Genomic DNA, 20,802 nt, shown 5'->3' with positions numbered 1-20,802 from the left:
GGATCAGCCCCAGAAACGGTCCTCCTCGTCGATGTCCTGCGTGCACTGGTCGATGTCGGTGATCTTCCCGCCGACGATCGTGAAGAAGAGGCCGCCCTGGATCTCGATCCCGTGGTCGCCGCGGTCGCCGCGCGCCGTGTGGAAGGTCATGCCGTGGCCGCGCCCGTCGACCAGCACCGAGTGCAGATCGACCTGGAAGGTGCCGTTCGTCTCCTCGCCGAACCGCCGGTAGAGGTCGAGGACGGCTTCACGGCCCTTGTGGTGCCCCGAGAGCGGGTTGCTGCCGGGCACGTGGTGGATGACGTCGGCCGTCATCAGCGTGCCCAGGGTCTGCATGTCGCCCTTTCCGAAGGCCTCGTAACCGCGGCGGATCAGGGCAGCGTCAGGGTGCTCGGACATGGCGTTTCACGCCCTCCATCTGAGTGATATGCGTCTTTTCCTATCATCGGTCCGTACCTGTGGATATTCCACGCGGCGAAACGGGCACGGACTCCACAATGGCGCCATGAACATCAACAACGCGAGCAACAGCTCCACCGCCGACGCTCCCCGCGGGGCGGGCAACCGGACCGCCGGCGACTGGACCGTGGTCGCCGAGCACTTCGCCACGGCCGACGCCGTCGCGCTGCGCCGCGCGTACTACGCGGAGGTCGCCGGCCGGTACTGGAAACGCTCCGTCACCGAGGCCGAGATCGACGAGGGCCTGCGAGACGACCCGGACGACGGCCTCGTCCCGCCGACGGGCCAGTTCGCGGTCGGCCGGCTGGACGGAAGGCCCCTGGCCTGCGGCGGCATACGGCTGCTCGACCCGGTGACCGCCGAGCTCACCAGGGTGTACGTGGACCCCCGCGCCCGCGGCACCGGCGGCGGGGCGGCACTGCTCGGAGTACTGGAGGACGAGGCCCGTGCGCTGGGCGCCGAGCGGGTCCGGCTCGACACCCGCTCGGACCTGGTGGAGGCACGAGCGTTGTACGCCCGGCACGGGTACGCGGAGATACCGGCGTACAACGCGGGCCCGTACGCGGAGCACTGGTTCGAGAAGCCCCTGGTCTGAGCCCGGCCGGCGCCCTGCCGCCTGCCTGCCCGTCGGGGTCAGTGCGCGGCGTGGTCCCGGCGCGGCGCGGAGTCGTAGGGCTCCTCGGCGTCGGATCCGCAGAGCTCCGCATTGATCTCCTTGACCAGCTTGACCAGGTCGGTCGGGCGGTCCGGGCCCCACCAGTCGCCGAGCAGCTCGGCGAGCGACTCCTCGCGCGCCTCGGCCAGCTTCTCGGCGGCCTCCCGCCCGCGCCCGGTCAGGACGAGCGGCAGTCCGTCCCGTACGGCGAGTCCGCGCTCCTCGATCTGGCGGGCCGCGTCCGTGATCACCTTCAGCGGCACGGTGGTCCGTTCCGCGAGCATCGCGGGTTCGGCCGACCCGTACTTCTTGATCCGCAGCAGTAGCCAGCTGGCCGCGGGCAGCAGGTCGAAGCCGGCCTTCTCGGTGATCTTCTCGTAGACGTGGCGACGGCCCTCGCGCGTCCCGAGGACGGTCAGCGCGCGGGCGACCTCGTCGCGGGAGGAGCGGTGGACGGGGTTGGAGGCGAGGGTCTCGGTGACATCGGGCGCGGTCACCGAGGCGCGGAGCACGTCCTCCTTGAGGAACCAGGCGACGACGAAGGCGAGGAGGACGACGGGCACCGCGTAGAGGAAGACGTCGGTGATGGACGAGGCGTACGCGTCGAGCACGCGGGGCTGCAGGTCGGCGGGCAGCCGTTGGATGGCCCGCGGATCGGCCTCCACCAGCGCGGCCGAACCGGGCGGCACCGGCAGCCCGGCGAAGGCGGTGGCGAGCTTGCCGTCGAGCCGGTTCGTGAACACCGTCCCGAAGATCGCGACACCGAAGGAGGCGCCGATGGAGCGGAAGAACGTGGCACCGGAGGTGGCGACGCCGAGATCGGCGTAGCTGACGGCGTTCTGCACGACCAGCACCAGCACCTGCATGACCAGACCCAGCCCGGTGCCGAAGACGAAGAAGCAGATGCTCATCTCCCAGGTGCCGCTGGTGCGCTGCAGCTGGTGCAGCAGGAGCAGCCCGATCGCGGTCACGGCCGTGCCCGCGATCGGGAAGACCTTCCACCGTCCGGTGCGGCTGACGATCTGGCCGGACGCGGTGGAGGAGATCAGCATGCCGAGCACCATCGGCAGCATGTGGACGCCGGACATCGTGGGCGAGACGCCCTGGACCACTTGGAGGAACGTCGGCAGGTAGACCATCGCCCCGAACATCGCGAACCCGACGACGAAGCTGATCACCGAGCACAGGGTGAACGTGCGGATCCTGAACAAGCCCAGCGGCAGGACGGGTTCGACGGCCCGCCGCTCGACGAGGAGGAAGGCGCCGAGCAGCACGGCGCCGACGACGGCCAGGCCGATGATCCGGGCCGAGCCCCAGCCCCAGGTGCCGCCGAGGGAAGCGATGAGCACGAGGCAGGTGGCCACACAGGCGATGAGGAAGGTGCCGAGATAGTCGATGGTGTGCTTCAACCGCCGCACGGGGATGTGCAGGACCGCGGCGATGACGACGAGCGCGACGAGACCGATGGGGAGGTTGATGTAGAAGACCCAGCGCCAGGACAGGTTGTCGACGAACAGACCGCCCAGCAGCGGTCCGAGGACGCTGGTCGCACCGAAGACGGCGCCGAAGAGGCCTTGGTACTTGCCGCGTTCACGGGGCGGGACGATGTCGCCGACGATCGCCATCGACAGCACGATCAGTCCGCCGCCGCCCAGGCCCTGCAGGGCGCGGAACCCGATGAGCTGCGGCATGTCCTGGGCGATCCCGCAGAGCGCCGATCCGATGAGGAAGAGCACGATGGCGCCCTGGAACAGCTTCTTGCGCCCGTACTGGTCGCCGAGCTTGCCCCACAGCGGCGTGGCGGCAGTGGCGGCCAGCATGTACGCGGTGACGACCCAGGACAGGTGCGCCATCCCGCCCAGCTCGCTGACGATCGTCGGCAGGGCCGTGGAGACGATGGTCTGGTCGAGTGCGGCGATGAGCAGGCCGAGCAGCAGGGCGCCGATGGAGACGAGGACCTCGCGGGAGGTGTGTTCGGCGGCCGGGCCGGAGTTCTGCGCGTGGGGAGCGGGGTCCGCGGCATCCGTGGTCACGTCCTGAGCCATCCGTTCCTCCTCGGGCCGGATCAACATGTCCATCCTGAGCGGTGTGGCCGGATATGGCCTCTCGGGCGGGTTGGGCAGGCCCCGGAGGATCTGCATAATCGCAGGCAATGGCCAGGGAGGGATTCCAGTGAGCGCTGAGCGCTGTCCAGAATGCGGCGCCGTGGGCGTCGACTGCGGGTGCGCGCCGGGGGCCGGTTTCGAGCCACTGCGCATCCGTCCGTACGTGACGCTTCCCGACCCCGGCCAGTCCGACGATCCGCCGCCCCCGCACCCGGTGCGGGGCGTGGTGGCCGGCCCCGCGGGCGGGTACGCCCGTCCCCCCGAGGCGCCGCCGGGGGACGACACCCCGGCGTACGGCACACCCGTGGCCTGGCCGGACACGCCGCCCAAGGCGCTGTGGCCGTCCGAGGCGGTCCAGCTCCGGGCTGCCACCGCGGCGACGGGCACGAGGGGCGGGGGGAGGGGAGGGGGAGGGGGCCCCGAGAAGCGGACCGGCCCGTCCCGCCGACGGCGGCTCCCGACGGTCCTGGCCGGCGCCGGGACCGTGGTCGCCGTCGGCACGGTGGCCCTGGCGCTGGGGATGCTCCCGCGCTCCGGTGACAGCGACACCGTCCTGCTGGACGCCAAGCCGTCCGCGCCCGCCGTGAGCCTGGCTCCGGCCGGCCCGACGCAGCCGGTCCCCACGAGCGCGTCCCGCTCGGCCTCACTGTCGCCGAGCGCCTCCAAGTCGGCGTCCCCCTCCGCTTCGCCCACGGCCTCTCGCAGCTCGGCGCCCTCGTCCCCGACCCGGCCGACGGGCACGAGCAGCAAGCCGCGCACCCAGGCACCACCGCCGCCGGCACAGACGCTGAGGTACGGGGATTCGGGCCCGGAGGTGGAGAAGATGCAGCGGCTCCTGGCGGGGCAGGGCTACTACCGCGGGCGGATCAACGGCAAGTTCGATGACCGTACGGAGAGGGCAGTCTCCGAGTTCCAGTGGCAGAACTACATCGACGAGGAATGGGGCGTGTACGGCCCGGAGACCCGTCGGGCACTGGAGGGCACGGGCTGATTCGTGGCGGAGTGGCGCGGACCGCCCCATGTTTTGTATCGTGTGGAAACAAAGTGGTTCCGCCCGCATTCCCTGACCGGTGGGCGGAACCGCTTGTTCTCTTTCCCGCCCCGTCTGGAGCACCGCCGATGTCGGCCAGCACCACCACCGCACCCGTCGCCCTCACCGCCAAGGCCCTGCTCCTGGACATGGACGGCACCATCGTCAACTCCGACGCGGTGGTCGAGCGCTGCTGGCGCGACTGGGCGGTGTCCCACGGGCTGGATCCGCAGGAGGCCCTCAAGGTGGTCCACGGCCGCCAGGGCTACGCCACGATGGCCATCCTCCTGCCGGAGCGCCCCATGGAGCTCAATTACGCCGAGAACACCGTGATGCTCGCCCGCGAGACCGCCGACACCGACGGTGTGGTCCCGGTCGGCGGAGCGGCGGAGTTCATGGCGGCGATCGACGGCCTGCCGCACGCCCTGGTCACCTCCGCCGACGCGGCCCTGGCCACGGCCCGGATGACCGCCGCCGCCCTGCCGATGCCCGAGGTACGGGTCACGGCCGAGTCGGTCCAGGCCAGCAAGCCCGACCCCGAGGGATTCCTCAAGGGCGCCGCCGAACTGGGCGTGGACCCCGCCGACTGCATCGTCTTCGAGGACTCCGCAGCAGGCATCGCCGCGGGCCGGGCTGCGGGTATGCGCGTGATCGGCATAGGCCCCCGCGCCGCGGCCCACGCCCCGACGGCCCACGTCCCCGACCTCACGTCGGTCCGCGTGACCACCACCCCGGACGGCTCGATCCACCTGGCGCTGACGCCGGCGGCCTGAGGCTGGCGCCGGCGGCCTGAGGCTCGCGCGGGGCGCCGGCTCGGCGACGGAAGAGCCGGCGGGGCTTCGGGGGCCGGTCCGCGTACGCCGCGCTCAAGGCGGGTCGGGACCTCGGGAGCTGGGTCCCCACATTCGGCGCGGGGACGGCGACCGGGGCCTGCGGGGCAGGGACTGCCCACCCGGCTTCGGAGAGGCTGGCCGGGAGGTCCGGGGCGCGGGCTGTGCTGCACTCCGCACCGGTGAGGCTGGCCGGGAGTTCGGGGGCGGGATCTGAGCTCCGCGCCGGAAGCGCCAGACGGAACCTCCGGGTCGGAGTTCGCGTACTCGGCGTCGGGAGAGTGTCCGGGGGCTTCCCGCCAGTCCACTGTCCTTCCGGTGCGGTCCGGGCCGTCAAGGGCGCTCCTTCGTCGCGTCGCTTCGCGATGTCGCTGCGCTCCACCCTTGACGGCCCGGCCCACCCCGGAATGCCAAAGACTGCCGGGAAGCCCCCGAAGGAATGGCCGGGAGGTTCATGTCCAGGCCATGGCGCATCAGCGATGCCGAGCAGGAGCCCCTGTCCATCCGCACCCCATTCCCCGGGGTCACCGAGTCTGGCCAGCGACGGGGCCGCGGGGAGAGGAACGCCCCGTGAAGGGCCCATAGGAAGCACTTTCCGGACCCAGGCAGGGTCAACCCGCACCAGACAGCGACCAGATGCGCATGTCGGTAGGAGTGGACCCGCAGGCGCCCCAGATCGCTACGCGCTCCCCATCTCTCGGCGTCCAACGGCCGTCTGGGCTGGACATACCGTAAGCCGCCCACGCACCACCAAATCGATCTTTTCGGGCGCCCGTCCCGCCGATCCTGGACGAGGGGCGCCTGCGAGCCGTCTGGGAGCGAAAGAGGGGCCAGACGGAGTCAGATGCCGGATTTCTCAACCTCTCACTCCGACAAGCACCCATTCACGTCTCGATCGGGCGCCAAAACGGCACAAACGACTCGCAGTCGCATCCCAGGCCGGCGTGTACCGGTCGTGGGCGGCCTATGCCCAACCCCAGACGGCCGCCGGACGCCAAGCCGGGCGGAGCGCGTAGCGAACTGGGGCGCCTGCGGGCCCACTCCTACCGGCCCGGTCATCTGGCCGCTGTTTGGTGCAGGTTGACCCTGCCCGGGCCCGGAAGGTGCTTCCTATGGGCCCTTCAGGGTGCCGTGGCCTCCCCCCGGCCCCATCCTGCTCCACCTCCGTGGTCCTGGGGACTGGCTCCGGATGACCAGGAGCCCCTGCTCGGCATCTCTGATCTGGGTAGGTCGGAATCCGAACCCCCCGGCCATCCTTCGGGGGCGTCCCGGCAGTCTGTTGGCATTCCGGGAAGGCCATCGCGAAGCGACGCGACGACGAAGGAGGAGCGCCCTTGACGGACCGGCACGACACGGAAGGACAGTGGACTGACGGGACGCCCCCGGACACACCTCCGACGCCGTGCGGACGGAGCCCGGTCCGCCGACATCCCGACCGCTCCGCTCCCGCCGAGCACGCAAACCCCGCCGCACCGCCCGCCACCCCCACCACACCGCTGCACCGCACCACCCCCTACTGCCCCACCCGCCCGTCGATCCGCTCCCGCAGGAAATCGGCATGGCCGTTGTGGCGGGGGGGGTTCTCGCTCCTGTGGACCATGACCTCGCGGAGCTCCATCGACTGACCGCCGCCGTCGCCCACGACGCCCAGGTCCGGGGCCGCGGCCACCAGCTGTTCCGCGAAGGCGACCTCGGCCCGCCACGTGGCCCACGCGTCCGCCACGACCGCCGGGTCGGCCACCGCCTCCGTGAAGTCCGCCGCCGGGTCCTCCGCCGAGCGGTAGTGCCGTCGCACGTCCTCGCCGGCCATCACCTGGCGGAACCAGTACTGCTCCACGCCCGCCAAGTGCCGTACGAGCCCCAGCAGGGAGAGGTTCGACGGCTCCACCGACCGGCGCGCCATCGCCTCGGCGTCGAGTCCGGCGCACTTCAGCTCCAGTGTCAGCCGCTGGTCGCGCAGGTAGCCGGCGAGGATGGCGCGTTCGCCTTGGAACCCGCCATCGGTGCGGGTGTCCTCGTCGGGGTGGACGAACATGTTGGACCAGCCGAAGCGTCGCCCGGGGCCGGGACCGGGTGCGGCGGTGGACGCGGAGTCAGTGCTGTCGATCACGCCCGCGAGCGTGCCCCGTACGTCCGCCTACCGCAACGGGATATCCCGCGCCCCGCCCGCAGCCCCGTCAGCCCGCGATGGCCTCGTACAGCGAGAACGCGGCCAGCGCTGCCATCACGCCCGCCGCGACCTTCGTGATCAGGCGCAGCGGCACGTACTTCATGAGGGTCTTCCCGCCCAGGATTCCGATGCCCGCGACCGCCCACAGGGCGAGGACGGCGCCGATGCCGACCGAGACGGGGTTGTCGTAGCGTGCGGCGAGGTTGGCGGTCATGATCTGGGTCAGGTCACCGAATTCGGCCACCAGGATCAGCATGAATCCGGCCCCGGAGACCTTCCAGAAGGACTGGTCGGCGGGTGCCTTGACCGCCTCGTCCCCGTCGCTCTTCTTCAGGAGCAGCATGGCCGCGCCCGCGAGGAAGAGGACTCCGACGACGGCCTGGACGAGCCGGTGCGGGAGCAGGGTGAGCACGCTGCCCGCGGCGATGGCGAGTGCGACATGTACGGCGAAGGCGGCGGCAACCCCGGCGAAGACGTACGAGGCGCGGTAGCGGGTGCCGAGCATCAGGCCTGCGAGGGCCGTCTTGTCGGGGAGTTCCGCGAGGAAGACGACTCCGAAGGCGATCGCCGTGACGGTGATGCTGAAGGTGCTGCTGAACACGGGGGCGGAACCTCAATCGGTCGGGCAGGACGCCATCGGTACCGAGAGACCTGGGGTGTTTCAGGGGTCGCTTCGGCTCGGCGGCGCCCTGACGGCGTCCACGCACCCGTGTGGACGGGTGCAGATGGACAGGTACAGGACACTGCGGCCGAAGGTCTCGCTGGCCGGCCGCTGCGTGCGGCCTGCCTCCGGGCGCCGGCTGGGTGACCCAGCAGTATGTCGACGGTCCGGCGAAGAGCTACTCCCCTTCTGCTCTCCAAAGGATACGCGACGGCTGCCGCCGCCCGAAATGGGCCGTTGGTCCCGCCCCTCGGGCTCCGCCCTGCTCGCCGCACCCGGGCCACTCACGCTGCAGCGCACCCGGCTAGACCCCCCACCACCCTCCCTCGGAAGTACAACTTCCGCTTATTTCCGTCGAGTTGCCTCCTCCCACACCTGACGTGCCCATGTCGCAAACCTGTAACCTTGCGCCCGCCGCCACGCAATCTGGCGCCGCCACCATGGCCGCGCCCCTCCGGGGCCGACCGGCCACACCCCCCATCCCAGGGAGCCCCCTCATGGCCCTCAAAACCCTCATATCAACTGTCTACGCGCGTCGAATCGGGGTGCTCGCGTCAGCAGCCACGCTCGCCGCCCTCACCTCCCTCGTGAACGCCCCCGCCGCCCAGGCCTCCCCGCCCACCCCCATCAGCGCGGCGGCCGCCCGCTCCTACCTCGCCACGGTCACGCCGAAGACCGAGGGCTCCCTCAGCGGTTACAGCCGCAGCCTCTTCCCGCACTGGAGCACCGTCTCCGGAACCTGCAACACCCGCGAGACGGTCCTCAAGCGCGACGGCGTCAACGTCGTCACCGACTCGGCCTGCGCCTCCGTGAGCGGCAGCTGGTACTCCGAGTACGACGGCGCCACCTGGACCGCCGCCGCCGACCTCGACATCGACCACGTCGTCCCGCTCGCCGAGGCCTGGCGCTCCGGGGCCGCCTCCTGGACCACCTCCCAGCGCCAGCAGTTCGCCAACGACCTCACCCGCCCGCAGCTCATCGCGGTCACCGACAACGTCAACCAGGCCAAGGGCGACCTCGACCCGGGCAAGTGGCTGCCGCCGCGGACCGCCTACCGCTGCACGTACGCCCGGATGTGGGTCCAGGTGAAGCAGTACTGGGCTCTGAGCATGGACTCCGGCGAGAAGACGGCCTTGGTGAACATCCTCAACGGCTGCTGAGACCCGACCGGCCCGGAGGCCGAACCGGAGGCTGAACCGGACGGCGAAACCCGAGGCCGGACCGCCCGTCGGCCATTCACCCGGCTTCTCCCCCGCCAGGGGGAGGCCACGCTCCCCCTCCCCGTCGTACCGTGATCGAAGGCGCTACGGAGGAGGGGGAGTTGCATGGCCGGATTGCGTCTGGGGCCGCTGCTTCGCTATGTCGACTGGGACACGGGCGGCTGCGCCACGATATGGGTCGAGGCCGACCGCCCGTGCACGGCCGAGGTGCGCTGCGCCGACGGGGCCGGCGGCAGCGTGCCTACTTTCCAGGTCGCCGGGCACCACTACGCCCTGGTGCCGGTGACCGGCCTGACCCCGGGGAGCACCACGGCGTACGAGGTGCGGCTCGACGGCGTGCAGGTCTGGCCGCCGGCGGGGACGGCCTTCCCGCCGAGCACGATCACGACGCCCGCGGTCACGGCGGCCGGGCGGCCGGCCCCGGGGCTGCGGGTGACGTTCGGGTCGTGCCGGCAGGCGGCGCCGCCGGCCGACCGGCACGGGCCGCACGGTCCGGATGCCTTGGACACCCTCGCGGCACGGCTGGCCGCCGATCCGGATGAGGTGCGGCCGGATGTGCTGCTCCTGCTGGGCGATCAGGTGTACGCGGATCAGCTGTCCCGGGAGACGAGGCGGTGGCTCGCGGCCCGGCGGGATCTGCGGGAGGCTCCCGGCGCTCAGGTCGCGGACTACGAGGAGTACACGCGGCTGTACTACGAGTCCTGGCTCGACCCGGAGATCCGCTGGTTGCTCTCCACCGTCTCCAGCCTGCAGATATTCGACGACCACGACGTCGTGGACGACTGGAACACGAGCGCTGCCTGGCTGGCGGAGATGCGGGCGACGCCGTGGTGGCAGGAGCGGGTGGTCAGCGGGCTGATGTCGTACTGGGTGTACCAGCACCTGGGGAATCTCTCGCCGGCCGAGCTCGCGGCCGACCCGCTGTACGAGGCCGTGCGCACGTCCCCTGACGGTACGGATGCGCTGCGGGCCTTCGCCGCCGCGGCGGATGCCGATCCGGGCTCGGTGCGCTGGAGCTATCGGCGCGACTTCGGCCGGTCGCGGCTGCTGATGGTGGATACGCGGGCGGCGCGGGTGCTGGCCGAAGACGGGCGGGCGATGCTCGATCCGGCGGAGCAGCAGTGGCTCCGCGACAACGCCCTCGCCGGGCACGGCGGTTACGACCACCTCCTCATCGGTTCGTCGCTGCCGTGGCTGATGCCGCCGCTGATACACGATGCGGAGGCGTGGAATGCCGCGCTGTGCCGGGGTGAGCGGGGGCCGCGGTGGGCGCGGATCGGGGAGGATCTGCGGCGGCGCAGCGATCTGGAGCACTGGGCGGCGTTCCCGGCCTCGTTCGCGGCGCTCAGCGATCTGATCGAGGAGGTCGGGACGGGGCCGCGGGCGCCGGCGACGGTGTGCGTGCTGTCCGGGGACGTGCATCATGCGTACGTGGCCGAGCCCCGAATACCCAGTACGGCGCGGTTGTTCCAGTTGACGTGCTCGCCGGTGCACAACTCGGTCCACACGGCGGTGAAGTGGGGTTTCCGGCTGGGCTGGTCGCGGACGGGGCGGTGGCTGGGTCGCGGGTTCTCGCGGCACGGGCGGACGGGTCGCCCGCCGCTGAGCTGGCGTCGTACGGGTGGACCGTGGTTCGGGAACCAGCTGATGACGCTGGCGCTGGCGGGCCGGTCGGCCCGACTGCGGCTGGACCAGGCGCACAAGGCGCGGAAGGGACAGCGGCGGGCCCGGTTGGTGACGGTGCTGGACCGCGGGCTGACGGCGGCTGACTGAGACGAACGGACGGGGCTGACACACTGCGGGCCCGGGAAGCCCCCGGGCGTACGGCGCGCGGACGCCAGGCGTACGCTGTATGGCTGTCAAGCCGCCCCTGCCGCTCCCCCGCGACGTCGCGGCGCTTCATGCCGAAGCACGTCAATCGGACTGGGGAGTCCCGCTTTGTTTGAGACTCTGGGGTCGCTGACCACGAGCCCATGGATCTACGCCGTGGTAGCGCTGTCCGTCGTGCTCGACGTCTTCCTGCCGGTACTGCCGAGCGGGGTTCTGGTGATCACCGCTGCGGCGGCGGCAGCAGCCGCTGGGGCGGCCGGGCCGGTGCCGGTTCCGGCTCAGGTGCCGGACCTCCTGGCGCTGCTGGTGATCGCCACGACCTCGTCGGTACTGGGTGACATGGCCGCGTTCCGGCTGGCCCGGCGCGGCGGGGCCCGGCTGGACCGCGTCCTCGCCCGGTCCCGCCGCCTCACCCGGGCCCAGGAACGCCTGGGCACGGCCCTGGCCCGTGGCGGCGGCGCCCTCGTGGTGATCGCCCGCTTCGCCCCGGCCGGCCGCTCCGTGGTGTCCCTGGGCGCGGGCAAGACCCACCGCAAGGTCATGGAGTTCCTGCCCTGGTCGGTGCTGGCCGGCATGGCCTGGGCCGGGTACAGCGTGGCCCTGGGCTATTTCGGCACCCAGTGGCTCGGCGCCGCCTGGCTCGGCACCGCGGTCTCCGTGATCGCTCTCTTCGCCGCGGGGGCCTTGGCGGCCTTCGTGGTCCGCCGCCCCGTCCCGACACCGGCGTAGCCCGCAGCCTCGCGCCCACCGATTCCCCCGGGCGGAGCAACGGCTCACCCGTTCACCCGGCCCCGATCGCCGCCCCGGGCCCGGGCTCCTAGCGTCCAGAGCACGGTGCGCAACCGAATCCGCGTCACATCCGTGGCGTGGCCGTGCTGTTTCGAGGAGCCCGAGGAGTTCTCTCCATGCCCGCCACGCCGCTCGCCCTGCTGCCGAACCGCCGCCTCCTGGCGAGGGTCGCGGCCGCGACCCTCGTCCTCGCCGCGTCCGCTCCCCTCACGGTCGCCTACGCCGCCTCCCCCACCGCCACCGTCTCCCCCACCGCCGTCGCCCCCGGCGGCCGGGTCAGCCTGAACGTCACCGGCTGCGGGACCAAGACCGGCCTGGCCTCGTCCAGCGCGTTCGGCGACGTACGGCTGACCCCGGGCAACCTCGAGGCCACGAACCTCTTCGGCAACGCCACCGTCTTCAGCAACGCCAACGCCGGAGCTCACTCCGTCACCTTCGAGTGCGGCGGCGCCGGCGGCCAGCGCGTCACCATCTCCCTCCAGGTCACCAGCGGCGCGGCCCGCGGCGGGCTGGGCGGCAGCATCGGCGCGATGAGCCCCGGTCGGATCGCTCTGGGCGGCACGATGGCGGCAGGCGCACTGGGCACCGGCATCTGGGTCCTGCGCCGCCGCTGCCGCATGTCGTAAGGCCGGAACGCCCCCTGACCGCCGGTCGCCCACCCGGATCCGCGGGGCCCGTCCATCAGCGCGGGTGGCAGCCCACAGCGGCCGTGCCCGGCGGTGTCCCGGTACACCAGACGGGGCAGCCTAGGCGGTGACGGTGGCGGTGGCCGGCGCGCCTCTGACCTGCAAGCCGTCCAGCAGGTCCCGCGTCGCCTCGGCAATCGCGTCCACGGCGGCCTCGAAGACCTCCTGATTGTGCGCGGCGGGCGCCCGGAACCCGGACACCTTCCGTACGTACTGCAGCGCGGCGGCGCGGATCTCCTCCTCGGTGGCCTTCTCGGGGATGACGGGCGGACGCAGGGTCTTAATGGAACGGCACATACCCCCACTATCCCGCTACCGGGGCAGCTCGGCCCCGGAAAGTTTCATGATCAAACCGGCTTGCAACCGCGCCCGCAGCACGGGATCCGAGACCTCGTCGAGCAACGCGACGGCCTGCTGCATGGCGGCGGCGGCCCTCCGGTCCTCGCGCAGGGAGGCGGTCTGCTGGGCCATGTGCTTGAGCGCGATGTCGGCCCGCCGGTGAAACAGCTGCCCGACGAGCGTGACGACGACGCCGACCGAGCTCATGACCACGCCGAGGTACAGATCCCCGCTGCTCTCGGCCTTCCACACGGCCAGCGCCACCCCGAGCAGCAGTATGGCGGCGCCGGCCCCGGCGAACCGCTGGCTGGTGGCGAAGCTGCTGCGCGCCTGCGTCAGCCCGTACGCGTAGTACTCCACGAGCACGGACGTGAACCCGGCGTCCCCGTGCCCCTCCCGCCCGGCCGGTATCCCCCCGACATCGGCGTACTTCGGATCCCCGACAACCGCCGCCGGCTCCGCAACCCCCGCCAACAACCGCGCCCGCTCGTCATCCCGCCGCCGCTCGAACCCTTCTCCGGCCATGCGGTCCAGTACGACGTACGCCACGCCGCCGGCCGCGATCGCCAGCAACACGACGCCCCCCACCACCCACTCGCCCATCCCCCGACGATCCCCGGGCGCTCAACAACCCGTCAAGGCTGCCGCAACAACGAACTACCCGGTCACGGCGGTCCGTTGCACCCGATCCGGCCACGTGCCGACGCGCCGCCCCGTGCGCCCCGGCTCCCTTGCAGGTCCCGCGCGGGCCCACACCGTGGGGAGAACACAGCTCGGCGTCCTGACCACGCAGAGGACGACGCTTCGCTCCACCCGGCGTTGGGTGTGGGATGTGAAGCAGCAGGTCGGGGGCTCATCCGCAGGGCGGGTCGAGTCCCTGAGCGGCCCTGGGGGCTGCCTGGGAAAATGGGAGAGAGGATCTCGGTCGGCGTCCCCCGCCCGGCGGGAGGCACGGAGCCCAGAAGGGCCGAACTGATGATCATATTTGGCACCAGGACTTACCTGTACCAGCTCACGATACTCATGCTGACGTGCCGTCACTGCGGCAACCCTGCCGCGCATACGGTCCGGAAGCACGTCACCAGGTTCACGCTGTTCTTCGTGCCGCTGTTCCCGGTCTCCACGAAGTATGCGACCCAGTGCACGTTCTGCGGCATGGAGCAGGAGGTGCCCAAGGAATGGGCCGAGCAGTCGCAGGCACAGGCCGCAGGGGCTCCCGGCGGTGAGGCGTACGGGTGGGCGCAGCAGCCGTACCAGCACCCCGGAGCCTGATCGATCGCCTACGCTTTCCCCCGCCGGGAGGTGCCTGCCAGGTCATCGCTTCCGGTCCGCCCCCGGGCGCGCGACGCCGCCTCGGCGACGGAAGCGCCCCGGAAGCGGTTCGCAGCGTTGATCGTGGCCGATGCCCGGCGGTCCCGGTCCAGTTGACGAAGGCCCCCAACCATGATCGGTTGGGGGCCTTTGTACTGGTGGGCGTGGACGGTTTCGAACCGCCGACATCTGCTTTGTAAGAGCAGCGCTCTACCCCTGAGCTACACACCCGTGGATGAGTGGACAGCCTACATGGCAGGCGCACCCCCCACGCAAACCTGCATCCGTGGGAGAGAATGGACCGGGGCATGGCGGAGGCGGTACGGGAGAGGGATTGTGACGACGGCATCCCGGCGGTGGTTCGGTGGGCGGGACGAGAGTCGGCGGGCGGATGCGCAGGCGGCGAAGGATGCCGCCGCGGCCGCGTTCTACGAGCTGGACACCGCGCAGCGGGATCTGCGGATCTCCATGGAGACCATCGCGGCCGCCGACGGGTCGCCCGCGGCGCGGCAGGCCGGGGAGGGGTTCGCCGCGCTCGGGCAGCGGATCGACCAGGTCAGCCACGTGTACATCGAGGCCGTCGACGCGCACGACCTCGACCGCGCCGACCTGGAGGGGTCCGTCGCCGCGCGGGCACGGGAGCAGTTGACCCGGGCGCGGGACGAGCTCGTACGGGTCAAGGGCGAGCTCGACCGGTTCGCGCAGGGGCTGCAGCCGCTGCTCGACAAGGCCGAGACGCAGCTGGCGCGGGTCGCGCCCGCCCGGGAGCGGGCCCGGGCGGCGCTGCTCGCGGCGAGCACGGCGCTGGACGACGTACGCGGCAAGGGGATGCGGGCCGACGAGTTCGCGGCGCGGCTGGCCGCGCTGGGGCCGGAGCTGACCCTGCTGAACCAGGGCGCCGCGCAGCACGGGGTGCAGGAGACCGTGCAGCGCGCGGACCGGATCCTGCGTGACGCGGAGGCGATACGGGCCGAGGTGGCGCGGCTCCCGGAGCGGGCGGCGGAGATCGACCGGCGACTGGTGAGCTTGCGGACCCGGGCGCAGGCGCTGCGCAATCGGGCGGACCGGGTGGATCCGGTGCTCAGTGAGCTGCGTCGGCGGTTCAGCGCGGCGTGCTGGCAGGACCTGCAGCATGTGCCGGACCAGGCCGTACGGGACGTCGCGCGGGCCGAGGAGCAGCTGAAGGAGGCCGCTCGGGCGCGGGAGGAGCAGCGCTGGGCGGACGTCGGGGCGCTGGTCGAGTCGGTCCGGGGTGCGCTGGATGCGACCGACGAGGCGGTGTCGGCCGCGCAGGACCGGCTGTCGCGGCTGGAGGCGGTGGCGCGGGACCCGCAGGCGGAGGTGCAGCGGACCCGGTTCGCGATCCGGGATGCGCAGCGGCTGGCGATGGAGGGCCGCAGTGTGCCCGATCCGCGGCATGCGCGGCCGCTGGACGAGGCGGTGGCCCGGATGGAACGGGCGCTCGCCGGGCTGGAGGAGCGGCATCCCGACTACTGGCATTTCCTTCAGGAGATGGAGCAGGTGCGGGGAGACGTGGGCCGGGTCGTCTCCGACCTCCGCGGGCGGCGCGGGAGCGGCTGAGGCCGCGCTTGTCGCGGAGGGGGCATCGGCGGATGCTGGAGGTGGCTGGAACAGAGCCCTAGGAGGGCGTGATGGCTGCCCATACCTCGCATACCTCTCGTGCCTCTCGTGCGCCGGACACGGGCCGCGCGAGCGCACCCCGCGCGAGCGCCTCCCCCGGGACCGCGCCGCCCGGGACCGCTTCGCACGCGACCGCTCCGCACGCGGCCTACGGGTGCCACGAGCCCCATGAGCATTACGCGCCGTACGTGGCCCACGCGCCGATCGAGCTCCCCGCACCGCACGTCCCCTACCTGGTGCGGCGCATCGCGCATCCCGTCAACGCCCGGCTCGACGAGCACCTGCCTTCCGACCACAAGCTCAGCAAGGTGTACCGGGTGGGCGCGGGCCTGACGGGTCTGCTGCTGGTCGCCTTCGGGATCCTCGGGCTCATCGACCAGATCGGGTTCTTCGACACCGGCGGCGACCGGGTGCTCACGCTGAACACCAACGGCGCGCTGAGCGTCCTGTCGATCTGCATCGGGCTGCTGCTCTTCGTCGGGATGGTGATCGGCGGGAACTTCGCCTCGACCCTCAACATCGTGCTGGGGCTGGCCTTCATCGCGAGCGGGTTCGTGAACCTGGCCCTGCTGGACACCGGCCTGAACTTCCTGGCCTTCAGGATCCAGAACGTGCTGTTCAGCTTCATCGTCGGGGTGATGCTGATGTGGTTCGGGATGTACGGGCGGGTGGGCAGCGCCCTCCCGCACGACAATCCGTACTGGCGCGCCCGCAATCCCCAGCAGGCCGCACGCGAGGACCGGGCCCGCGCGGCCGCCCTTCACGGGCTCTGAGGCTGTGGCGGGGCCGTCCCGCTCTGTAGCCTTGGGCCATGCCTCGTTACGAATTCCGCTGCCGGACCTGCGACGACACCTTTGAGGTAAGCCGTCCCATGGCCGAGTCGTCCGCTCCCGCCGACTGCCCGGCCGGGCACGCCGACACCGTCAGGCTGCTGTCCGCCGTCGCCGTGGGCGGGACCAGCAGTGCCCCCGCGCCCGCCGGCGGCGGGGGCTGCTGCGGTGGCGGGGGCTGCTGCTGACCCGGCCGTTCCCCGTCAGCGTCAGGGTCAGCGCTTGCGCGACAGGGTGATGCCGTCCGAGATCGCCAGCAACACCGACTCCATGCGGGAGTCGGCCGCGACGTGGTCGTTGTAGGCGCGCACCCCCGCAGCCGAGCCCTTGGCGGACTCGTCCAGGACCGTTCCGTGGAACAGCGTGTTGTCCGTGACGATCAGCCCGCCCGGGCGCAGCCGCGGCACGAGCTCCTCCCAGTACGCGATCTGGCTTTCCTTGTCCGCGTCCACGTAGGCCATGTCGATGTGCGGCTCCTGCGGCATGGCGCGCAGCGTGTCCAGCGCGGGGGCGATCCGCAGGTCGATCCGGTCGGCGACGCCCGCCGCCTTCCAGGCCTCGCGGCCGTACGCGGTCCACTCCTCCGAGACGTCGCAGGCGACGAGCGTGCCGTCCGCAGGCAGCGCCTGCGCCATCGACAGGGTCGAGAAACCGGTGAAGGTGCCGATCTCCACGATGTGGCGGGCGCCCGTCAGCCGGACCAGGAAGGCCAGCAGCGGGCCCTGCTCCTCGGCCGACTGCATCCCGGCCACGTCCGGGAACTTCTCGTACGTCGTCGCCACCAGCCCCCGCTGGATCTCGTCCAGCGGGGGGTTGTGGTCGAGCATGTAGCGGTACAGCTCGTCAGTGATCTTGGTGCTGTTGCCCTTGGTCATGCGCCCAGTGTGCCGACTTCACCGCCCGGCCGGACACCCTCCGCGGCGACCGCGTGGGCGAAAGCGCGCACGATTTCCTCGCCGGCCAGGACGCCGGCCATGGTCAGGGGCGTGACCGTCGGCGCGCTCCAGCCCGCGTCGGCCAGCTCGCCGTGGCCCGGGCGCCAGGCCGCGTCCGCCGCCAGCAGCAGGTCCGCGTCCAGCAGGGAGTCGCCGGCCGCGAGCGTCGTGGTCGCGCCGGTACGGCGGGCCACCTCGTGCATGGCCGCGCTCTTCGTCAGCGGGCGCGGCACGGCGTAGATCTTGCGGCCCTGGAGGGAGACCGTCCAGCCGCGGCCGTCGGCCCATTGCGTGAGCGCCTTGACCCACTCGTCCGGGACCAGGGCGCGTTCGACGACCAGGTACGCGAACAGGTCCTCCGCGACCCGCGCTTTGCGCAGCCACGCCGGGTCCGCCGTGGCCAGCAGGTGCCGGTGGACCTCCTCCAGCGGGGCGCACTCCTCGGCCAGCCGCGCCGCCACCCGGCGCCGCCAGTCCCGGTCCGGGACGCCGTCGACGAGCAGCTGCCCGCCGTTGGCGCAGATCGCGTACGGTGCCGGGCGCCCGGGGAAGCGGATGCGCTGGTACTGCTTGCGCGTACGGGTCGTGGTCGGGACGAAGACGACCGCGGGATCGGCGCTCAGCTCGGCCAGCAGCGCCGCGGCCGTCTCCGTCATGAACGACAGGGGCTTGCTCTCGTGCACCTCGACGCACAGCAGCCGCGGGGCCACCGGGTCGGGCATGGTCAGGCCGAGGGCGGCCGCCGAGTAGATGAGCGTGCGGTCGAGATCACTGGCTACCAGGACAGTCACTTGGAGGTCACGGCCTTTCCGTCGGCGCCCGTGGCGCCGCGCGTGAAGCGGGGGTGGATGAGTCCTACGCACGTGTAGGGGAGTCCGTCGACCTCTTCCACCGGCACGCCCCGCTGCTCGGCGAGCAGCCGTACGTGGTCCAGGTCGGCCCCGGCGCCGCGCTGCGCCAGGATCTTCCACGGCACGCGCCGCAGCAGCACCCGCGTCGTCTCGCCGACGCCGGGCTTGACCAGGTTCACGTCGTGGATGCCGTACTCCTCGCTGATCCGCTCGACCGCCGTCCAGCCCTCCCAGGTGGGGGTGCGGTCGGTGGCGAGGAGCTCCTTGACCTCGGCGTCGACGGCCTCGGCCACCTCGTCGAAGCGGGCGGCGACGGTGTCGATGAAGCCGGTGGAGACATCGGCTCCGGCGAGCTCGCGGTAGAACTTCGCGCCGTGGAAGTCGGCGGGCCCGACCAGGTCGGACCTCAGCACCGTACGCGAGATCAGTCCGGAGACGGTGGAATTGAGACAGGCGGAGGGGATCAGGAAGTCCTCGCGGGTGCCGTACGTGCGCACGCAGGAGCCGGGGTCGGCGAGGACCACGATCTCCGGATCGAAGCCCGGGCCCCCCGCCTCCTGACTGGCCCGAAGGGCCGCCGCCAGCTCGCGCGTGATGGCGCCCTTGCCCGTCCAGCCGTCCACGAAGACCACGTCGGCGGGGTCGTGGTGGGCGGCCAGCCAGCGCAGCGCGTTGGGGTCGATGCCGCGGCCGCGCACGATGGAGACGGCGTAGTGCGGCAGGTCCAGGCCGTGCCGGGCCTGGGCCCAGCGGCGCATGAGGACGCCGACGGGGGTGCCGGCGCGGGCGAGCGAGACGAGGACCGGGGAGGGGGACCGCTCGGCGAGGACCGTCTCGGTGACCGTGCCGACGGCCCGGGCCATGCGCGCGGCGGACGCGGCCAGCGCGCTGCGGTACAGCTCCTGGTACTGGGGGGACGGCTGGTACTCGACGGGCAGCGACTCGGCGTAGTGCGCGCCGCCCGCCTGGATGGCCTCCTCGCGCTCCTCGGTGGGGGCCTCGAGCGCCACGCCGGAGAGGTCCTGGAGCAGCCAGCCGCAGTCCTCCGGGGCGTACGAGGAGAAGGCGGGGCCGCGCAGGGGCTCGGGCAGGACCGGCTCGGGCATGATCGGCTCCCGCCGCTCGGAGGAAACGTCGGGGGACACGGAGGGGACGTACGAGGGGACCACCGCGAGCAGGACCCGGCCGGCGTGCGGGGCCAGGCAGGCGAGGAGCCCGTCGGGAGCGTCCAGCGCACCGGTGTCCCCGTGGCTGTCGACAACGGCGACGACGGTGTCGAACCCGGCGCCGGCGACGTTGTAGGCGTACCGGTCGCCGGGCCCGTCGGCCGGATCGTCGTGCGCGGGGAAGACGAGCCGGGTGCGGATGGCGTAGCCGGGGTCGTCGACGGCGAGCACGGGCGAGCGGGTGGTGGTCGAGAACCGGACCTCGGCCGCGGCGCCCGACTCCTCCAGGGCCCGCGCGAGGCGCAGCGGCGCGTACATCAGCTCTTCGTTGCCGAGCACGAGGACCCTTCCGGGCTCGGCTCCGAGCGCGTCGGCGAGCTGCCGGGCCATCGCGGGCAGGGCCGCCTCGAGCCGGACGCGGTGCTCGGGGGTGAACCCGTGCCGGCCGCCGTCGGGTACCCCGTCGGGCCAGTCCAGCACGACCCGCCCGGCGGGGGCCGCGGAAGCCGGGGCCGGGGCCACCGCCCTCGCGCCCTGCCGCTCGTACTCCTCGACCAGCGCCTGCCCCTTGGCCAGGACCCCCTCGGGGAGGTGCACCGTGCCGGAGGCCAGGGCGATCAGGTCGACGCGCGCGCCGAGCCCGGCGGCGAAGGCGGTGAGCCGGTCGCGGTCGGCCGGGGAGCGCATGTCGACGAGGGCGACGACCACGTAGTGCGCTCGGGGGTGGCGGGCGTGCAGGTCGCGGATGGTGTTCAGGACCGTGTTGCCGGTGGAGAATTCGTCGTCGACGAGGACCAGCGGCCCGGTGCCGGCCAGCAGCTTCGGGTCCTCCGGCAGCAGCAGGTGCGAGGTGGCGTGCGAGTGGGCCTCCTCGAACCCGCCGGCGGGCTCCACGCCCGGCACGGGGCGGCGGGTGGAGTGCAGGTACGGGGCGCCGCCGAGGCCGTCGGCCACGCAGTGGCCCAGCCCGGTCGCGGTCTCGGCGTACCCGAGGACCACCGCGGAGGCGGCCTCGTCGCCCAGCAGGGTGCGGACCCGCTCGCCGAGCCCGTGTCCGGCGGCGTAGACGGCCTCCGGGGACTGCGGGACGTGCTTGCCCAGCACCTGCGAGACCAGCAGGTGGGCGCGCTTCGGGTTGCGCCGCAGCGCCAGTCCGAGCAGCTCGTCCAGCCGTGGCGACCCCGGCGCGCCGGCCTCCTCCAGGCGTACGCCCAGCCGGTCCGCGACCCAGGTTCCCGACCACACCGCGTCGATCGTCTTGCCTCTCTCCGTGTCCGAGGGGTTCAAGGGCGGA

General features: G+C 72.3%; 20 protein-coding genes and 1 tRNA gene. 11 read left to right on the top strand and 10 right to left on the bottom strand.

What is annotated here, in order from left to right:
• Positions 1 to 3: 3 nt before the first annotated feature.
• Positions 4 to 399, bottom strand: coding sequence for a nuclear transport factor 2 family protein (locus tag IF09_RS0102650; protein ID WP_030291458.1), 396 nt, complete (start codon positions 397 to 399; stop codon positions 4 to 6).
• 106 nt (positions 400 to 505) lie between these two features.
• Between IF09_RS0102650 and IF09_RS0102645 the strand changes: the two genes are divergently transcribed.
• Positions 506 to 1,054: a GNAT family N-acetyltransferase gene (locus tag IF09_RS0102645; protein WP_078613021.1), complete on the top strand. Its 549-nt coding sequence runs from the start codon at positions 506 to 508 to the stop codon at positions 1,052 to 1,054.
• Positions 1,055 to 1,092: 38 nt separating this feature from the next.
• Here the strand turns inward: IF09_RS0102645 and IF09_RS0102640 are convergent, their stop codons facing one another.
• Positions 1,093 to 3,159 carry an MFS transporter gene (locus tag IF09_RS0102640; protein ID WP_030291456.1) on the bottom strand — a complete coding sequence of 689 codons (2,067 nt, stop codon included), beginning with the start codon at positions 3,157 to 3,159 and terminating at the stop codon, positions 1,093 to 1,095.
• A 127-nt stretch (positions 3,160 to 3,286) separates the two neighbouring features.
• Here IF09_RS0102640 and IF09_RS41545 point away from each other — a divergent pair, with 127 nt between their 5' ends.
• Together IF09_RS41545 and IF09_RS0102630 are read left to right on the top strand one after the other, a co-directional pair.
• On the top strand, positions 3,287 to 4,210 hold the full coding sequence (locus IF09_RS41545) for a peptidoglycan-binding domain-containing protein (RefSeq protein WP_158709898.1): 924 nt from the start codon (positions 3,287 to 3,289) through the stop codon (positions 4,208 to 4,210).
• 128 nt (positions 4,211 to 4,338) lie between these two features.
• Positions 4,339 to 5,022 carry an HAD-IA family hydrolase gene (locus IF09_RS0102630; RefSeq protein WP_030291454.1) on the top strand — a complete coding sequence of 228 codons (684 nt, stop codon included), beginning with the start codon at positions 4,339 to 4,341 and terminating at the stop codon, positions 5,020 to 5,022.
• A gap of 1,570 nt (positions 5,023 to 6,592) precedes the next feature.
• Here IF09_RS0102630 and IF09_RS0102620 read toward each other — a convergent pair.
• The gene (locus IF09_RS0102620; RefSeq protein WP_030291453.1) at positions 6,593 to 7,114 is read right to left on the bottom strand and encodes a DinB family protein; all 522 of its coding nucleotides are present in this window, start codon (positions 7,112 to 7,114) and stop codon (positions 6,593 to 6,595) included.
• Between the two features lie 142 nt (positions 7,115 to 7,256).
• Positions 7,257 to 7,850, bottom strand: a complete 594-nt coding sequence (locus IF09_RS0102615; protein WP_030291452.1) for a TMEM165/GDT1 family protein — start codon at positions 7,848 to 7,850, stop codon at positions 7,257 to 7,259.
• 557 nt (positions 7,851 to 8,407) lie between these two features.
• Between IF09_RS0102615 and IF09_RS0102610 the strand changes: the two genes are divergently transcribed.
• The 4 genes from IF09_RS0102610 (at position 8,408) to IF09_RS0102595 (ending at position 12,375) form a co-directional block, all read left to right on the top strand.
• The gene (locus IF09_RS0102610; protein WP_030291451.1) at positions 8,408 to 9,070 is read left to right on the top strand and encodes an HNH endonuclease family protein; all 663 of its coding nucleotides are present in this window, start codon (positions 8,408 to 8,410) and stop codon (positions 9,068 to 9,070) included.
• A gap of 165 nt (positions 9,071 to 9,235) precedes the next feature.
• Positions 9,236 to 10,903 (top strand): alkaline phosphatase D family protein, encoded by a 1,668-nt coding sequence (locus IF09_RS0102605; RefSeq protein WP_030291450.1) that lies wholly within the window; start codon positions 9,236 to 9,238, stop codon positions 10,901 to 10,903.
• A 165-nt stretch (positions 10,904 to 11,068) separates the two neighbouring features.
• Positions 11,069 to 11,689, top strand: a complete 621-nt coding sequence (locus IF09_RS0102600) for a DedA family protein (RefSeq protein WP_078613018.1) — start codon at positions 11,069 to 11,071, stop codon at positions 11,687 to 11,689.
• Between the two features lie 176 nt (positions 11,690 to 11,865).
• Positions 11,866 to 12,375, top strand: a complete 510-nt coding sequence (locus tag IF09_RS0102595) for a hypothetical protein (protein WP_030291448.1) — start codon at positions 11,866 to 11,868, stop codon at positions 12,373 to 12,375.
• A gap of 120 nt (positions 12,376 to 12,495) precedes the next feature.
• Here the strand turns inward: IF09_RS0102595 and IF09_RS0102590 are convergent, their stop codons facing one another.
• Complete coding sequence (locus IF09_RS0102590) at positions 12,496 to 12,732, bottom strand: DUF2277 domain-containing protein (RefSeq protein WP_030291447.1); 237 nt, start codon at positions 12,730 to 12,732, stop codon at positions 12,496 to 12,498.
• Between the two features lie 15 nt (positions 12,733 to 12,747).
• Complete coding sequence (locus IF09_RS0102585; protein WP_234320873.1) at positions 12,748 to 13,377, bottom strand: TRADD-N-associated membrane domain-containing protein; 630 nt, start codon at positions 13,375 to 13,377, stop codon at positions 12,748 to 12,750.
• Between the two features lie 372 nt (positions 13,378 to 13,749).
• Between IF09_RS0102585 and IF09_RS0102580 the strand changes: the two genes are divergently transcribed.
• Complete coding sequence (locus IF09_RS0102580) at positions 13,750 to 14,046, top strand: zinc-ribbon domain-containing protein (RefSeq protein ID WP_030291445.1); 297 nt, start codon at positions 13,750 to 13,752, stop codon at positions 14,044 to 14,046.
• A gap of 195 nt (positions 14,047 to 14,241) precedes the next feature.
• Here the strand turns inward: IF09_RS0102580 and IF09_RS0102575 are convergent.
• Positions 14,242 to 14,316 (bottom strand) — tRNA-Val (locus IF09_RS0102575).
• Between the two features lie 105 nt (positions 14,317 to 14,421).
• Between IF09_RS0102575 and IF09_RS0102570 the strand changes: the two genes are divergently transcribed.
• The 3 genes from IF09_RS0102570 (at position 14,422) to IF09_RS0102560 (ending at position 16,744) form a co-directional block, all read left to right on the top strand.
• A complete protein-coding gene (locus IF09_RS0102570) occupies positions 14,422 to 15,666 on the top strand; it encodes a hypothetical protein (RefSeq protein ID WP_234320872.1) in 1,245 nt (414 codons plus the stop codon).
• Between the two features lie 293 nt (positions 15,667 to 15,959).
• Positions 15,960 to 16,499 (top strand): DUF4383 domain-containing protein, encoded by a 540-nt coding sequence (locus tag IF09_RS0102565; RefSeq protein ID WP_051832101.1) that lies wholly within the window; start codon positions 15,960 to 15,962, stop codon positions 16,497 to 16,499.
• A 38-nt stretch (positions 16,500 to 16,537) separates the two neighbouring features.
• Positions 16,538 to 16,744 (top strand): FmdB family zinc ribbon protein, encoded by a 207-nt coding sequence (locus tag IF09_RS0102560; protein ID WP_030291442.1) that lies wholly within the window; start codon positions 16,538 to 16,540, stop codon positions 16,742 to 16,744.
• Between the two features lie 27 nt (positions 16,745 to 16,771).
• On the opposite strand, the gene IF09_RS0102555 is transcribed toward IF09_RS0102560, so the two are convergent.
• The 3 genes from IF09_RS0102555 to IF09_RS0102545 are packed head-to-tail and all read right to left on the bottom strand — an operon-like array spanning position 16,772 to position 20,795.
• Positions 16,772 to 17,431, bottom strand: a complete 660-nt coding sequence (locus IF09_RS0102555; protein WP_030291441.1) for an O-methyltransferase — start codon at positions 17,429 to 17,431, stop codon at positions 16,772 to 16,774.
• Positions 17,428 to 18,282 carry a hypothetical protein gene (locus IF09_RS0102550; protein ID WP_037633777.1) on the bottom strand — a complete coding sequence of 285 codons (855 nt, stop codon included), beginning with the start codon at positions 18,280 to 18,282 and terminating at the stop codon, positions 17,428 to 17,430. The genes IF09_RS0102555 and IF09_RS0102550 overlap by 4 nt, the downstream gene beginning before the upstream one ends.
• On the bottom strand, positions 18,279 to 20,795 hold the full coding sequence (locus tag IF09_RS0102545) for a phosphoribosyltransferase (RefSeq protein WP_234320871.1): 2,517 nt from the start codon (positions 20,793 to 20,795) through the stop codon (positions 18,279 to 18,281). Before IF09_RS0102545 ends, IF09_RS0102550 begins: the two co-directional genes overlap by 4 nt.
• Positions 20,796 to 20,802 lie beyond the last annotated feature (7 nt).

The sequence above is a fragment of the Streptomyces katrae genome (assembly GCF_000717655.1).
GTDB lineage: Bacteria > Actinomycetota > Actinomycetes > Streptomycetales > Streptomycetaceae > Streptomyces > Streptomyces katrae_B.
Note: the sequence above shows the minus strand (reverse complement) of the source record. Positions and strands in the feature narration are given on the sequence as shown.